This window comes from Gallintestinimicrobium sp., from assembly GCF_046968865.1.
GTDB classification, from domain to species: Bacteria; Bacillota; Clostridia; order Lachnospirales; family Lachnospiraceae; genus Gallintestinimicrobium; species Gallintestinimicrobium propionicum.
On sequence record NZ_JBKVPW010000001.1, the window covers coordinates 1 to 14,868 of the forward strand.

The window sequence follows — 14,868 nt, forward strand, 5'->3', positions numbered from 1 at the left end:
GAATAGTTAAGGCGGCTACCTAAATCTTTTTATTACTTTACCGCACATGAGCATTGGCGCCAGGGTTGTCATTGCCATAACCTTCCAACAGGTTGATGACACCCCAGATACCAAGACCAGCACCCAGAGCGATAACGAGAGTCTGAAGAACGGTAATTGCCTGTTCAAAAAATGCCATAAATAATATTAGCCGGAATCATTTGAATGATTAGTTAGGTTTGTTTCATAAGCGCACAAAAGCCGGAACAATCTGCCCTCGATATATGAGAGCCTGATCCCGGCTGTCCTCCTTTTTCATTATTTTGTTGATGATTGCCCGCTTTGTACGCCAATGGCCTCAACAGAGGCAGTTGCGGCAAATAGATACGATCACTCCTTTCTCAGCGGAACCGTATTACACGCCCTCCGTGTCTACTTCATATACATCGCAGACCTCATCAGGCTTGAGTTTTAGTCTGGCAGACAAAAATGCTTCAATATCAAAGGTATTTCGCTTGTCTGCATCAGCTGTGTATTTGAAATTAGGGTGTCTGGTAATGTCATACTTGTCTGAAAGAAACGGACGCACACCGCGCAACTGCAAGATGCACTTGCCGCCATCCATAACTGCCAGCTCGTCCTGGCTCATCAGCTCTTTTCCCAATTTCTGATAGTTAAGCGAGTGGGAGGTCTCCCGTCCCCGGCTCTCTCCGGTGTTGTAAGTGTCTATGGTCTCCTTTCCCAGAACAGCCGCCAACTCTTTCAACGTCGTTGGTTCTTTGCCACCCAGGAAGATGGAAGTATCCATATTGCCGATGATGGTATCGGCATTATCTTTGTAAATTGCCTTGAGCTGGCTCTGTGCCTGCAACACCAGACAGGCAGAGATTTCACGGCTTCGGATGGTGGCCACCAGCTTTTCCAGCTTCGGAATCTGCCCGATGTTAGCACACTCATCAATCAAACAGCGCACATGAACCGGAAGCCTGCCGCCATACACATCATCGGCCTTTTCACAAAGCAGGTTGAATAACTGGGTGTAGCACATGGAAATGAGAAAGTTAAAACTGTCATCCGTATCACTCATAATGAGGAACAGAGCCGTTTTTCTGTCTCCCAGCGTATCCAGTTCCAACTCATCGTAGGATGTAACCTCGCGCAGCTCCGCAATATCAAATACGGCCAGACGCGCACCGCAGGAAATCAAAATCGACTTAGCGGTTTTGCCGGCTGCCAGCTTATATTTCTTATACTGCCGCACTGCGAAGTGGTTTGGCTTTTCCGATTCCAGTGCATCAAACATCAGGTCTACGGGATTTTTGAACTCCTCGTCATCCTCCCGGACTTCCATGGCGTTGATGAACTCGATGAGGGTGGAGAAGTTTTGCTCCTCCACCGGAGCTTCATAGTGGATATATCCAATCAACGCGCAATACAGCAATGTTTCCGCCTTGACCCAGAAATCGTCTCCGGCCTTGCCTTCGCCTTTGGTATTGGCAATCAGCGTTGTTACCAGCTTCAAGATGTCCTTTTCGCTATGGATATAGGCGAAAGGGTTATAGTGCATGGACTTCTTGAAGTTGATGGTATTTAGGACCTTGATTCGGTACGGCTCATAAATGACCTTGCCGTGCTTATCCTTCATGGGCTTTCCGTCCTTCCCCAGCTTGGGCGCACCCCTTTGGAGCATTTTTCCGCACTCCACCAGAATTGTTCCTTTCGGGTCCGTCACAACATAGGAGCTGTGCATCTGCATCAGGTTGGGTTTCAGCCAGAATCGGGTCTTACCGGAACCGGAGCCGCCAATCACCAGTACATTTTTGTTTCTGGCAGTTTTGGGGTCCTTGGGGCGGCTGTTCATGGTCAGGCTCTCCGTTTTCGTCAGAATCACATTGTTCTGAAATACAGGATCAACGTAAGGTGCAATATCCTCACGGGTTCCCCAGCGGGCCGAACCATATTCCAAACCATGTCGATATTTCTTGGCGTTCTTGCTTTTAAGATACACCGCCAGCCTCAGACCAACACCGCAGCACAGCCCTACCAACAAGTCCAATGGATGCAGGCTTGGCCAGAAACTTTGCAACGCCCCAGGCAGAACCGCAACCAGCGAAAGAAACTTTTCTGAAGCATCCGCCCCTTGTGCCATTCGCCATGCCTCTCCAAAATTGGTAGCAAACAGCCCCAGCAGGATATACGGCATATTCAGCAAAATGAGCTTTTTGATGTCCAATGTCTTTTTCATCGTTCCAGCTCCTTTCGCTTGGTGCGATCCACCACAGCATTTTTAACCATCTCTTTGAACTGGTTAAGTTTTGCCAGTACGGACGGGCGCTCTGTTTTCGTTGCCTTTTTGACCTTTTTGTTGGTGTACTCTGTAAAAGCTGCTGTCAGAGCATCTGCATCACGGCCTTTGAAAAAAATCAGGTACTTTGGCGGAGAACTGCTGCGGTCCTTTTTCACCGCATAATCCACACCATATTTCCGGGCGATTTTCTCAAACTCCTTGATAGAGGGGTCTGTGATCTCAATGTTGGATATTCCCTGATTCTGCCCGACAAGCTGCTTCACAGTCTGTTTTCCATGCGGAACAACCGGCGCATCACGGCTTCTCTGTTTTTCCAGCTTCTTTTCCTTTCGATGTGCCATGTACTTGCTTATGGCAGCCTTAAACATTCTGCCGGTAAACTTTGTTCCACTGACAACCAGCGTCAAAGTCCTATTTTCCACTTCTTCCTGCATTTTCATCGCCTCCTTTCCACAAAATGTGCAGGGGTGGTGCATTTCTTTCTAAGGCGGGACCACCAGCCGCCGGAGGAGGTATTTTTTCATCGCTCCATCCCGCGGCTCTTTTTCTTTACCGGCTTCTTATCCGGCAGATTCCACTCTTTCCGGAACTCTGCCACACCTTTGGGGTCAAATGCCTTCAGCTTCTCCAGATCAAAGGCAACAGCAGAATATTTTCCATAACCGGACTGAACCTGATAGGGAAGCACCTTCCCCAATTTGTTCTCTTTGATGAATCGTAGCAAATCCTTGCTGATGTCACCGGAAATAAACGCCTCTCCGGGGTCCAGGGAATATCCTGGTAGGTTCACCGTCATATCTGCAAACGCCTCAGCTCCATCTTCTGTATGGGTAATCATGCCGATATAAAGCCGCTGATTATTCGCATACATTCCAAGTTGCAGCGATATGGTTTCTTCCCCATATTCCCACTTAAAGGGTACTTTCTTTTCCTCATTCATATCGGATTCCTCCTATCGTATCTGTTCTTTGTGGTCATAAAACAAATCTCCATTTCTGACCTTTGCATGGCTGAGAATCTTGATCTGCCCATTTGCCTGACTGTCCAGAGCTTTTTCATAGCCTATATCTGACAAAAACAGGCGGGTGCGTTCTCCTTTCCAGCCAACCGGGGAGTCATGCGTCAGTACATCAAAAATAATCATGTGCCGGGTATTCTCCGCAAATCGCTGGAGATCCATGTAGTCATGACCGTGATAGTTCTGCGCCCCGGCTTTCTGGCGCATTTCCTCCATCAGCTGCCCGATTGTTTTGCCTTCCTGCATAAAACCCACTTCCTTTCCGTTCTTATGAGACCAGCAAGATCATCTCCCGCAGCTGAGCAAAGTAGAGCTTTCCCTTTGGCGTAACCAGCGTGTAGGAGCCGGTATGCCCGTGATTGCAGTAGTCTTTCACACAGAACAGCCCCGTATTTTTCACATTGGCATAGGGCAGCACATTGCCGGATGCTGTGCGGTACACAAACCGTCGTTCTATCAGAAACCGAACAAACCGGCGCTCCGGGACATCCAACTCTTTGGCGGTTGTCCTGAGATTGGTGCTGTGCTTTAAGTCGATGAACAGGTCATAGAAAGCGGCTTTGCCCTCCAGCTGTGCATTTTCCTTACGCAGAGAAATATTTGCTTCACGCTCAGCCAACAAGTCTGAGCAGAGCTTCATCAGAGCCTCCGGGGAAGTAGCTACCTCCCAAAGCTTCTCTCTTGTGAGATAGGCCCCGTGCTTGCGAATGGTAGGCAGAACCTCATCGAATACCCACTGTTCAAACTGTTCTGCCGATGGCAATTTGCTGTGAACAATCAGGCGGTACAAATCTCCTTCGGGGATAAAAGTCATACTGATTTTGCGGTCGGGGCTTTGTGGGTGAGGTGCGTCGCGTTTCACGACATACCTACAATGGCGGATAATTGCATCGCGGGAATTGCTGTACCCCAGCGCAGCGGCCACATCCGTTCCGCAGAACAGGTATTTGCCGTTTTCTTCGATGACCCGGATACTGCCAAACTCCGGGTTTTTGAAAATTTCCATCTGGTTCATGTCGTGCCTCCTTTGGCATGATAAAAGGCGGCCTTTACCAGCCGCCTGCGTGCATATCGTGATTTACCAGTGAAGTGTAGTGGTTATTCATGGTGGTAGGCGCATTGAACAGCACCGCAAGCAGGTACTGCTTCATGTTGCGTACCTGGGTGGTGTTCTTTTGCAGACAGTCCATGACAAACTCGATGTGAGAGCTGTCCAGCTTCAAAAAGCGGGAGCGTACAATCTCGTGAGGAAAGTCCGCACCAGAGATCCGGGTGGTCTTTCGTTTGGCACAGACCGTTTCTACCAACAGCTCTACAATCTCATTCAGGTCATCCAGGTAGAGAGGATAACGCTGCTTCAGACAGTCATACTCGATATTCTCCAAAATCAATTCCCGATAATTTTCTATCTCTGTGACAGACATCGCATCCCTTCCTTTCCGTTCCGGCGGTCTTGCCGCCGCTGTTTCCCGGAAGGGAATGGAATCGGTACTTGATCCATGAGTAATTGATTTTTGAGTATTTGATTTCTCTATATTTAATTCTGCGGGCTTTTCCGTATCCGGTTTATCCATATACGGGTTTTCCGTATCTGGTGAATCCGTATCCGGTTTTCTAAGCTGGGGCTGCTCGTATATGACATACTCTGTATCGCTGATGCGTCCCTGCCGGTCACGCAGCTTGTGCCGCATAATGTAACCGGCAGCCTCCAATTCCCGCAACGCAGCGCCTATGGCATCCACGCCCTCCTTACAGATCTTTGCAAGACCACGGGTGGTGTAATTCCAGTCCTCTGGCAAAGACAGCATCATGGAAAGCAGCCCCTTGGCTTTTAACGACAGGTTTGCATTTCGTAAATGATGATTGCTCATCACGGTATAATCACGGGTCCGTTCAATGCGAAAAACGGCCATCGACCTCACTCCTTCCGAATTTTGGGTACAAAAAAACCGCAATCCTCATTCCAAAGAATTGCGGTGTTCAACACTTTTCAAATTTTCTTGCATAGAACCAAAACAGCGGCTTTCGAGGACGCGCCTCTGTAAATGGCTCCTCCTGGGCGAAAGGAAGTGTTTGCATCACTCGGTCAATATCCGTTGATTCCATGTCATGCTGAGATTTGCAATCTTCCCGGATTGCTTCTTGAATTTCCTTTACCGTACACATAGTCATTCCTTTCCTTTCGTTGTATGGGTTTATGAGCGGCGGCGTTTTCCCGGTTTGAAATCGAGGATATGTCCCTCAATCACACGAGCGTAACGCTTGATCTTGATCTCCCGGCGCTGCTGGCTTTGCAGGGCGGCCTGATACCCGTCCTCAGTCAAAAACAGCCGCATTTCCTCTCCGGGGCTGCCGTAAGCTGTGCTGGGACGCAGGACGGAAAACTCAATCATCCAGCGGGTGTTATCCCAAAACCTCTCTACGGCGAGAATGTTGTGTCCTTTCAGCTCACGGGCTGAAATATCTTTCATAGGCGGCTCCTTTCATCGCTCCTGGTCTCTCTGACGTTTACGCTGCCATTGTTCCAATAGCTTGATAATGGTCTCCTGCATCCGCTGGGGCGTATAGCTTTTAGGAAAATACTTCCGCAAGGTATCAGAGGTAAATGTCACTCGGTCCAGATCGCTTTTCTTTTCCTCACCCATGATGACACGCATCATATCGAGGGTCAGATGCCCCTCCTGACTGTATTTTTTAAGCCGCTGGGCTTGAGAAAGAGAAGGGGTAGCCTGTTCGCTGTCCATCGCGTCCAACAGGTCTACCTGTTCCTCCTTTTTGAGAAAGGACAGCTCATAAGCAGGATTTAAGGCAATTTTCTTTTCATCCACCATGTCCATCAATTCAGGAATCAGCTCTGTCAGACGGATATAGCGCTGTACCTGCCGTTGGCTTTCCCCAGCTTGATCTGCAACCTTTTGAATAGAGGTCTGCGACTTCTCGCCAACTTGGCGAGAAGTTAAGTCAGAGCGTTCCCCCTGATGTTTGATGGCCTCCAGCTTCATGCGGTATGCAAATGCTCTTTCACTGGGGAGCAGGCTTTCTCGTTGCAAGTTGCTGTCCACCATGATGATAGTGGCGGCATCATCGTCCAGGTCTCGGACAATGACAGGCATGGTTTCTTTCTCGGCCAGCTCACTTGCCCGGTGCCGCCTGTGACCGGCAACCAGCTCATAGCCGCCCTCCGGGTCCGGGCGGGCAATCGCCGGAACCAGAACACCATACTGCCGAACACTGTCGGCGGTCTCCATCATGGCCTCGTCATCCTTGACTTTGAAGGGATGGTTCTTGAAAGGATGCAGCTCAGACAGCGGGATTTCCCGTACTTTTTCCAGCTTGGCATCCTGGCGGCTTTCTTCGGTGGAAAACAAGTCATCGTATGGAGCCAGTTCTACTTTTTTCGCGCTGCTTTTCAAGTTTTATCACCTCCTTGGTCAGATTCTTGTAGCCCTCGGCCACCTTGCCATTAGGATCATGGGCAAAAATGCTTTTGCCCTCGGCGCTAATTTCCTTTGCCCGGACAGAATGGGGAATCTCGGTGCCGAACACCTTGATTTTGCTGCCGTAGGTTTCTCTCAGCAGGGCGGCGATCTCCTTGGCGAAGTTGGTTCGGTTGTCCACCATCGTCAGCAATATACCGTCGATCTGGAGCTTGGGGTTGATTTGCCGCTTCACCTTATTTACGGTCTGGAGCAGCTGTTCCAGGCCCTTGGCGGGCAGATACTCCGCCTGAACGGGGATTATGACCCTGTTGGCGGCGGCCAGGGCGTTGACCGTGAGCATACCCAGGGATGGCTGGCAGTCAATCAGGATATGGGAATACTGTCCCTTGAGCGTATCCAGATACTGCCGCAGGATGGTCTCACGGCTCATGGCATTCACCAGGGAGACCTCCATACCGGAGAGCTGGATGTCGGCGGGCATCAGGTCAACCCCCTCTGGGTGGTGCAAGATACCCTCGCCAGGGCGCAGCGGCTCGTCCATCAGAATACGGTCCATAGCGTCAGACAGTGTAAAGGGCAGCTTGTCCGGCTGGGGGTGGCCCAAGCTGATTGTCAGGCTTCCTTGCGGGTCCCCGTCGATCAGAAGCACTTTCTTTCCGGCCTGTGCCAGACCTATTCCCAAGTTCGCACAAGTTGTTGTTTTGCCAACGCCGCCTTTCTGGTTGGCGATGGCGATGATTTGCGTGTTCAAATAAACCTCCTCCTTCTACAAAAAATATCCCTATTCCGAAAAATAGGGGTGAAAAAAGCCGCTTACTCAAATAAATGAATAAACGGCTATGTAAGAAATATTCGATTGTAAGTAAAGTTTTATATCACTGCAAAATAACGAAGTGCATCTTTGATTGCTTCTACCTTTTCTGGTGTCGGATGTTTCCTCGGCTGTTTCAATTCTTCTACCGCATTAGGAGCATCATACATCGGCAATCCCAAATTTCGCTTTACCTCTGCGATATATGCGGTATGTACCTTGAAGCCGTATTTCGCTTCTATGTACTCCTTAATCATTTTGTAGGTCACTTTTTCTTTGGGTTTGTACGCTTCGGCTCTTTTAGCAATACTATCTACCGGAATCTTGCCCTCGCCCTCTCCAAACTCCACATCAATGTGGATATAACTGTCGGCTTTTTTGTGGGATAAAAGAACTACCGTCTCAGGGCAAACCGTTGTCCATCATACTCAAATTTACCCTGCCGCTGTTAGTCGGCAATATTTTCCAGCAGTTTTACAACATGGCCGATACGATCATCGTCGGCCGCTTCGTCGGTGCGAACGCTCTGGCTGCCGTTGGCTCCACCGGCACAGTTATGTTTCTGATCATCGGCTTTGCACAGGGCATTACCGCCGGATTTACGATTCTGACCTCACAGCGTTATGGAGCAAAGGATGAAAAAGCCGTCCGCGCCAGTGTGGCAAACGGTATCCTGCTCTCTGTTCTTGTCACAATCCTTATAACCGTGGTCGGTCTGAGCACCATGAAGCCTCTGCTTCTCCTTATGAATACACCGGAGGATATTTTTGCCGATGCGTATACCTACAGCATGTTGATCTGCAGCGGAGTCGTTGCCTGTATTTTTTATAACCTGTTTTCCTCACTTCTGCGGGCCATCGGCAACAGTAAGGTTCCGTTGTTTTTCCTTGTATTTTCCGCCTGTCTGAATGTGGTGCTCGATCTGCTCCTGATCCTCTGCTTCCATATGGGTGTGGCAGGTGCTGCAATTGCAACCAATATTTCACAGGGCGTTTCTGCGGTACTGTGTCTGATCTATATTTATAAGAACGTTCCCGTGCTTTGCCCGGAGCGCACCCAGTGGCGACTTTCCGCATCAGACACGGCATATCAGATGAGAATGGGCATTCCAATGGCACTGCAGTTTTCCATTACTGCATCCGGAGCAATGGTGATGCAGGCTGCCATCAATCTGTTCGGCTCGGTGGCAGTCGCTGCCTTTACTGCTGCCAGCAAGGTGCAGAGCCTCGTAACACAGGGCATGATGTCGATGGGACAGACAATGGCAAGCTACGGCGGTCAGAACTACGGCAAGGGCGATTATCACCGTCTGGAAAAGGGCGTCCGTTCCGCTCTCCTGATCAGCGTCATCTACTCGCTGCTCGCTGCAGCTACCGTTGGTCTGTTCCTGCGCCCGCTGCTTTCCCTGTTCTTCTCCGGAGACATCGATATAGCTTCCCTGATGCCCTGGGCAAAAACCTATATCTATATGTGTGCGGTCTTTTATATTCCGCTTTCCACGATTTTTATTTTCCGAAACATCATGCAGGGCTGCGGCTACAGCTTCCTGCCGATGATGGGCGGCGTAGCCGAGCTGTTTGCCCGCATGATCACAGCACTGATCGCCATGAAGCTTGTAAGCTTTCCCCTCGCCTGCTTCTGCGATCCTGCTGCATGGGTCGGCGCGGCGCTCTTTACCGGATTTTCCTGGTTATCCGTCAAGAAAAAGCTCCGTGCTTCCCTGCTGCCGGAGGATACCAGTTCTTCCAGCGAAGCAAAATGATACCCCATTTCCTCCCACTTTGTTAAAACCTCATCCAGAATTTCTCCGTTCGTCCGGGACGTATTGTGCAGCAGTACAATCGCTCCCGGATGAACTCTTTTTAACAGCTTTGACATCGCCTCTTCGCGGGTCGGCTGTTCCTCCTGCTTCCAGTCCACATAGGCAAGGCTCCAGAAAATCGTCCGATACCCAAGCTCCTTTGCCAGCTGCAGATTGTTGTCGCTGTATTTACCCTGGGGCGGACGATAAAACTTCGACATCTTTTCGCCGGTTGTCTGCTCGTACAGGTCTTCCAACTGTGCCAGCTCCTTCTGAAACTCTTCTTTTCCCATCTGGCTCATATCCGGATGATGATAGCTGTGGTTCCCGATGATATGCCCCTCCGCCCGCATCCGTTTGACCAGGTCGGGATTTTTTTCCAGATAATTCCCTACAATAAAAAAAGCCGCCGGCACATGATGCTTTTTCAATGCGTCGAGAATCGCCGGCGTGTTTCCATTTTCGTATCCGCAGTCAAACGTCAGATACAAAACCTTTTCCGTCGTATTCTCCGCATAAAACGCATCATACTGCGCCAGCTGCTCCATATTTTCGTCCGCCACAGGCGGTTTGTTGTCCTCCTGAAAGGAAAGTCCCCAGTCCTTCTGTGCAGGACGTGCCATCACCGCCTGATCCCGCACGCTCACCGTATGCCCCACAACGCTTCCGAGGCAGAACGCCACGCCGAAAATCAGACACAGGGAAAGCATCGCTTTTAATTGTTCCATTCTTTCCATGCCGTTGTCCGTCCGAGTCTTTTTATTATGTATATCGGAAAACGGCTTTTCCTATGCAGGGGAGTGAACCTCACATGACTAAAGTCACGTGCTTCTCAGTCGTTTTAAACGACAAGACCAAATATCGGCGGATACGCCAGTAACTTAGAATTCGTGCGGATACGCACTTTTTCTGCGCCGGATACGGCCAGTTTCCACATTACAGGTAGTCCGCTGTATATCTGCCTGTGTTTATGCTGCTTTTAATTCTGCATAAAGCTTTCTTAAATCCGCATAAACACATGAGGTTCTGCGCTTCACTGCAGGTACTTTTGCCTCCAGAGAAGACCTTTCCGTTTCCGGTAAGGGTTTTAAAAGTTCCCGTATAAAATATCTCGCTCCAATATTATAGGATGCTGACAGGTCGCAGTTATACTGTTTTCCTGTCTGAAAGGTACACAGGCTATGGTTCTCCGGATTTCTTACCACTGCTCCACTTCCATCACAGGCCAGCCTGCTGGTGTTTTGGGCGCTGACTCTGGATACACGGATCCCGTTCCGGTGAGCCTGATGCTCACACAGCTTCTGAATATCCCGCTTTCTCCATAAATGAAGTTTCTGTTTCTTTTTTCCGGATAGCTTCCCCTGCGTTTCCAGATATTCGAACACAATTACATCCGCCTGATATTCTATGGCACATTTCGTGATCGTCGCAGCTATTTTGCGGGACAGCTCCATATTCAGCCTTTTTGCATAATTCCACCGGCTTTGTACCTGTCTGGAGGAATGTTCTCTCTGAAAACGGCGGATTCTGCCAAGTACATGATACAAATGGTCTTTATCACTGGTAAAATTGATAAATTTCCGTCCCAGGATAGTGCCATCCACACGCATGATACTGCAGACCGCATCCGTATTGATCCCTAAATCAACACTGCATATCACCTGCTCTTTTACCGCTGTTTTCGATAAGCTTACTTCCTCTGTGTACGAAAATCGAAGGAAATATGTATGATGTTTCTTTTCCAAAGTTGGGGCAGATGCCTTTTTTCCGCTCCACTTTTTCCGAAGATATTCCATATCCGTATGGAGTAATTTTACCTGGAACCATTTCCACTCGCGTCCATCAAATAACTTTAAATAAGCAACATCTTCTCCATATTCTGCTTCCTTATACATGACATCCCGATAGAATACCGGCATTGCATGATTCTCACAGACCAGCTTTGGTTTCCCCTTTAACTCTCCCTTTTCCCACAAACCGAGACGTGTTTGATAGGAGGACACTGCTCCAAGTGCGTGTTGGATCGCCGCTCTTCTCAGGTAAGATGGCATTTTAGGAAAATGCCGATCAAACGCAAACCTGGCATGATTCTTTTTCGTTTCATGTACCAGATGCTCCGCTGCATTAAAGCGTTTTTGTGGATTCCGGATTTCTGAAAGTTCTTCCCAGGTCTCTGCATACACCGGAATCAGATAGGAAACTGCTTGCCTAAAAATATCCAGCGTAGCACGGAGCGGTATATTCTTTTTTTTCATTTCTACTCCATAGCTGGATACAATCTGCATAAAGTTCCCTACTTTCTTTTTCCCTTCTCTTTTTGTCCCTCGATATATGCCGTTACCTGATCCCGGCTTCGGTCACTTACGGTAACTGCGCAATGCGATGGATTCCACAAACAAGATGGTATTGTAAAGAATATACATATCCTCTACCATATGAAAGTTCACTTTTCTTAACAGCAAACATATCTTTTTTCATATTTGTATTATACAATACGTCTTTCTACATAGCAAACATTTGTTCTGTTTTTAATAAAAAATTTGGCACACCTAACTCATCACTAAAGTAACGAGAATGCGGTGTTCCGTTTTTCAACGGCTGATAATGTACTTGCAGATCGGATTTCCCTGTGCCGAAAACCGTTCCTCATACTCAGTCATGACGTTTCCTTCGTTTAAGCGCGCATCCGCGTGAAGGTCAAAGGTTTTTTCATTCAAAGTCCATCCTGCTGCTTCCACTTCTTCCAGTGCAAAATCAAACAGGGCGCGGTTGTCCGTCTTAAACTCGATCGTTCCGTCTTTTTTCAGAATTTGATTGTATCTTGCCAGAAACTGTCTGGACTCCAGGCGTCTTTTCGCGTGACGGTCCTTCGGCCACGGATCGGAAAAATTCAGGTAAATGCGATCCAGCTCTCCCTGCGCGAAAACATTTTCCAGATCTTCTGCATCCATGCGGATTAGGCGAACGTTGGGCAGTTCTTCCTCTTCCAGCTTCTGAACCGCGCGCAGCAGCACGCTGGAATATTTTTCGATACCAATAAAGTTGATTTCCGGGTAAAGGCGCGCCATATCCATCAGAAAACGTCCCTTGCCCATGCCGATTTCCACATAAACCGGATGGTCGTTGCCAAACGCTTCTCTCCACTTCCCTTTCATCGTTTCCGGTTCGTGTACGACAAACTCGCTCTCCCCGATCATTTCCCGACAGCCTGTAATATTGCGCAATCTCATGAATTATCCTCACTGTTTTTCATTATTATTTTATTGGGTTTTTGTCTTTCTCCCACCCATGAGCAAGCTCATGTGGGCTCAGACCTTTTGGCCCTGGCTTTGATACCTACGGATTGTTCCGTGCTGCGCACTCCCACAATCCTGATATCAATTTATCTTACTATATTTCGGGATAAAAAGGAAGCTTTGCGTTTTGGGGATGCTGCCCGCGCCATTCGCAATACAATAGAATGCACGCTCCGCGAACATTCTATTGTCATGAATCGCGTCTTCGACGCTTTCCGCTGCTTCGCAGCTCATTTTTGCTCATAAAGCGGCGCTCCCTTCGTGGCATCCCGTGGGCAAATTCTCATGCAAGCATGGAATTCTGTGCGCGGGATGCCACGAGGGAACTGTAGTCTAAATTTTAAAAAATTTTGAATTTTGCTGTTCTGCCCTTAAAATCTGCCTGGAAATAGTGTATGATGTTACTATCTTTCAATAAAGGACGGTACATTACATGAAATTTTTCCAGAAAAGATCCTTCTTTTCTTTTATGATAGCACTTGGAGTCGGCGCCAATCTGTTTTGTGGCGCTGTTTTAACGGCTCGCGCCGAGGTCATCGATTACCAGGCGCTGGCGGAGGCCAACCTTTCGATCCCGGTTGAGAGCAACGAAATCAAAAACTGGCCGGAGGGTCCGATCCTCAACGCTCGCTCCGCGATTTTGATGGATGCGGACAGCGGTGCAATCCTTTATGCCAAAAATATCCATGAAAAGCTCTATCCCGCCAGCACAACCAAGATTCTGACTGCCTACATTGCGCGTCAGAACAGCGAATTAAATGAAATGATCGAATATTCCGATACCGCGGTGCACAGCATCGACTGGCGAAGTGATTCCAACATCGGCATCAAAGCCGGTGAAGCGATCACGATGGAACAATCCCTCTACGGTCTGCTGGTGGGCTCCGGCAGTGAATGCGGCAATGCCATCGGCGAACATATCAGCGGCAGTATGGAAGCGTTTGTAGATTTAATGAACCAAACCGCAAAGGAGCTCGGCTGCACGGATTCCCATTTCGTCAATACCAATGGCAAGCATGATGACAATCACTATACCTCCACCCATGACCTCGCTCTGATCGGACAGAAGTTTTTCTCCGATGACGTGCTTTGCCGCATGTCTGACACGGCAAGCTACAAAATCCCGGCAAGCGCAACGCTGTCACAGGATCTGATTCCGAACAGCAAAAACAAGCTGCTGCCCGGTAAAACCTACGCTTACGAATATCTCGTCGGCAGTAAGACCGGCTACACCGCAAACGCTCGCTCTAACCTCGTTTCCTGCGCCCAGAAAGACGGGCTGAAGCTGATCTGCGTCGTTATGATGGAGGAGTCCCCGCAGCAGTTCAAGGATACGATAAGCTTATTTGATTACGGTTTCAGCAACTTTTCTTCTGTTACAGCATCCAAAGAAGACACCACCTATCAGGTAAAAAACGGCGACCTGTTCGCAAATACGTTCAATCAGTCCGACATCCTTTCTATCGACCCGGATGCGAAAGTTCTCCTTCCGGATACGCTCACCTTTGCCGATCTGGATTCCGAGCTGAGCTATGATAACCTGAAGGATGGACAGGCCGCTGTCATCCACTACTCCTACGAAGGTCAGGATCTCGGCAGCGCGCCGATCCTCTTTTCCAGCATAACGCCCTTTGATTTCAGTGCAGAACCGGTTTCTGAAACGGAAAGCGCAGCCATCGCAACAGCGGATGGCTCTTCCAAGGCAGATGCGAACAGCGTACAAAGCAGCGCTTCTAATGCGCAAAGCAGCACAGACAGCTCCGGCACGGATGGCAATGCGAATGCTTCCAGTGCAAACGGTTCCTCCGGCACACAGGACGCCACGAGCGCGCAGGCTGGCACTACAGCGTCTGAATCCGTCGCTTCCACAACTTCTCCGACCGCAGTTTCCACACCGGGGGGAAATGTTATTTTCTTAAACGTCCGTAAGATTTTGCTTGCAGTCAGCATTGTCGCGGTTATCCTGATCGTCATTCTGGTGATCCGTTCCATTCTGATCGGACACAGCCGCAATCGCAAGCGCCGCGATATCATGAAACGACACCGCAACCGCAAAGATGAAATCATCGACTTCGACCGTTACACCGATCCCTTCGCGTAAGACACAGAACGGGATGCACAAAAATGCCGCAGACCATTTCTTTTGAAACCGGTCTGTGGCGTTTTTTCGTATTATTTTATTATATGGGCTCCCCGGCGTGTCTCCGATGTCAGC

At 49.0% G+C, this 14,868-nt stretch carries 14 protein-coding genes and 3 pseudogenes; 2 read left to right on the top strand and 15 right to left on the bottom strand.

Translation table 11 applies throughout. The features are described from left to right. Positions 1 to 49 precede the first annotated feature (49 nt). From ACLTOQ_RS00005 to ACLTOQ_RS00060, 12 genes and pseudogenes are all read right to left on the bottom strand, one after another. Positions 50 to 178: pseudogene (locus ACLTOQ_RS00005) on the bottom strand (Maff2 family protein); the annotation flags it as partial. A gap of 216 nt (positions 179 to 394) precedes the next feature. Continuing rightward, positions 395 to 2,224 (bottom strand): VirD4-like conjugal transfer protein, CD1115 family, encoded by a 1,830-nt coding sequence (locus ACLTOQ_RS00010; RefSeq protein WP_007886616.1) that lies wholly within the window; start codon positions 2,222 to 2,224, stop codon positions 395 to 397. Further along, the gene (locus tag ACLTOQ_RS00015) at positions 2,221 to 2,721 is read right to left on the bottom strand and encodes a PcfB family protein (RefSeq protein WP_007886614.1); all 501 of its coding nucleotides are present in this window, start codon (positions 2,719 to 2,721) and stop codon (positions 2,221 to 2,223) included. The genes ACLTOQ_RS00010 and ACLTOQ_RS00015 overlap by 4 nt, the downstream gene beginning before the upstream one ends. An 86-nt stretch (positions 2,722 to 2,807) precedes the next feature. Further along, positions 2,808 to 3,227: a DUF4313 domain-containing protein gene (locus tag ACLTOQ_RS00020; protein ID WP_055658165.1), complete on the bottom strand. Its 420-nt coding sequence runs from the start codon at positions 3,225 to 3,227 to the stop codon at positions 2,808 to 2,810. A 12-nt stretch (positions 3,228 to 3,239) separates the two neighbouring features. Next, positions 3,240 to 3,551: a DUF5720 family protein gene (locus ACLTOQ_RS00025; RefSeq protein WP_025487374.1), complete on the bottom strand. Its 312-nt coding sequence runs from the start codon at positions 3,549 to 3,551 to the stop codon at positions 3,240 to 3,242. Between the two features lie 22 nt (positions 3,552 to 3,573). Next, entirely contained in the window at positions 3,574 to 4,320 is a 747-nt protein-coding gene (locus ACLTOQ_RS00030) for a BRO family protein (RefSeq protein ID WP_009004944.1), read from the bottom strand. Positions 4,321 to 4,354: 34 nt separating this feature from the next. Further along, positions 4,355 to 5,218 carry a DUF6017 domain-containing protein gene (locus ACLTOQ_RS00035; protein ID WP_412318342.1) on the bottom strand — a complete coding sequence of 288 codons (864 nt, stop codon included), beginning with the start codon at positions 5,216 to 5,218 and terminating at the stop codon, positions 4,355 to 4,357. 67 nt (positions 5,219 to 5,285) lie between these two features. Further along, positions 5,286 to 5,471, bottom strand: coding sequence for a hypothetical protein (locus ACLTOQ_RS00040; protein WP_009322017.1), 186 nt, complete (start codon positions 5,469 to 5,471; stop codon positions 5,286 to 5,288). Positions 5,472 to 5,500: 29 nt separating this feature from the next. After that, positions 5,501 to 5,776, bottom strand: a complete 276-nt coding sequence (locus ACLTOQ_RS00045) for a DUF5720 family protein (RefSeq protein WP_009322018.1) — start codon at positions 5,774 to 5,776, stop codon at positions 5,501 to 5,503. 12 nt (positions 5,777 to 5,788) lie between these two features. Then, on the bottom strand, positions 5,789 to 6,718 hold the full coding sequence (locus ACLTOQ_RS00050) for a ParB/RepB/Spo0J family partition protein (protein ID WP_412318343.1): 930 nt from the start codon (positions 6,716 to 6,718) through the stop codon (positions 5,789 to 5,791). Then, positions 6,675 to 7,496: a ParA family protein gene (locus tag ACLTOQ_RS00055; RefSeq protein WP_055658171.1), complete on the bottom strand. Its 822-nt coding sequence runs from the start codon at positions 7,494 to 7,496 to the stop codon at positions 6,675 to 6,677. The genes ACLTOQ_RS00050 and ACLTOQ_RS00055 overlap by 44 nt, the downstream gene beginning before the upstream one ends. A 119-nt stretch (positions 7,497 to 7,615) precedes the next feature. Further along, a pseudogene (locus ACLTOQ_RS00060) lies at positions 7,616 to 7,960 on the bottom strand (23S rRNA (uracil(1939)-C(5))-methyltransferase RlmD); the annotation flags it as partial. An 11-nt stretch (positions 7,961 to 7,971) separates the two neighbouring features. On the opposite strand from ACLTOQ_RS00060, the gene ACLTOQ_RS00065 reads away from it, so the two are divergent. Continuing rightward, on the top strand, positions 7,972 to 9,318 hold the full coding sequence (locus tag ACLTOQ_RS00065) for an MATE family efflux transporter (protein WP_412318346.1): 1,347 nt from the start codon (positions 7,972 to 7,974) through the stop codon (positions 9,316 to 9,318). Here ACLTOQ_RS00065 and pdaA read toward each other — a convergent pair. The 3 genes and pseudogenes from pdaA to trmB all read right to left on the bottom strand — a co-directional run. Next, positions 9,285 to 10,094 (bottom strand): annotated as a pseudogene (gene pdaA, locus ACLTOQ_RS00070) (delta-lactam-biosynthetic de-N-acetylase); the annotation flags it as partial. The gene ACLTOQ_RS00065 and the pseudogene pdaA sit on opposite strands and share 34 nt — an antisense overlap. A gap of 231 nt (positions 10,095 to 10,325) precedes the next feature. Further along, entirely contained in the window at positions 10,326 to 11,612 is a 1,287-nt protein-coding gene (locus ACLTOQ_RS00075; RefSeq protein ID WP_412318348.1) for an IS200/IS605 family accessory protein TnpB-related protein, read from the bottom strand. 336 nt (positions 11,613 to 11,948) lie between these two features. After that, positions 11,949 to 12,587 carry a tRNA (guanosine(46)-N7)-methyltransferase TrmB gene (trmB, locus tag ACLTOQ_RS00080; protein ID WP_337673674.1) on the bottom strand — a complete coding sequence of 213 codons (639 nt, stop codon included), beginning with the start codon at positions 12,585 to 12,587 and terminating at the stop codon, positions 11,949 to 11,951. A 499-nt stretch (positions 12,588 to 13,086) separates the two neighbouring features. Here trmB and ACLTOQ_RS00085 point away from each other — a divergent pair, with 499 nt between their 5' ends. After that, on the top strand, positions 13,087 to 14,754 hold the full coding sequence (locus ACLTOQ_RS00085; protein ID WP_412318350.1) for a D-alanyl-D-alanine carboxypeptidase family protein: 1,668 nt from the start codon (positions 13,087 to 13,089) through the stop codon (positions 14,752 to 14,754). Positions 14,755 to 14,868: the final 114 nt, after the last annotated feature.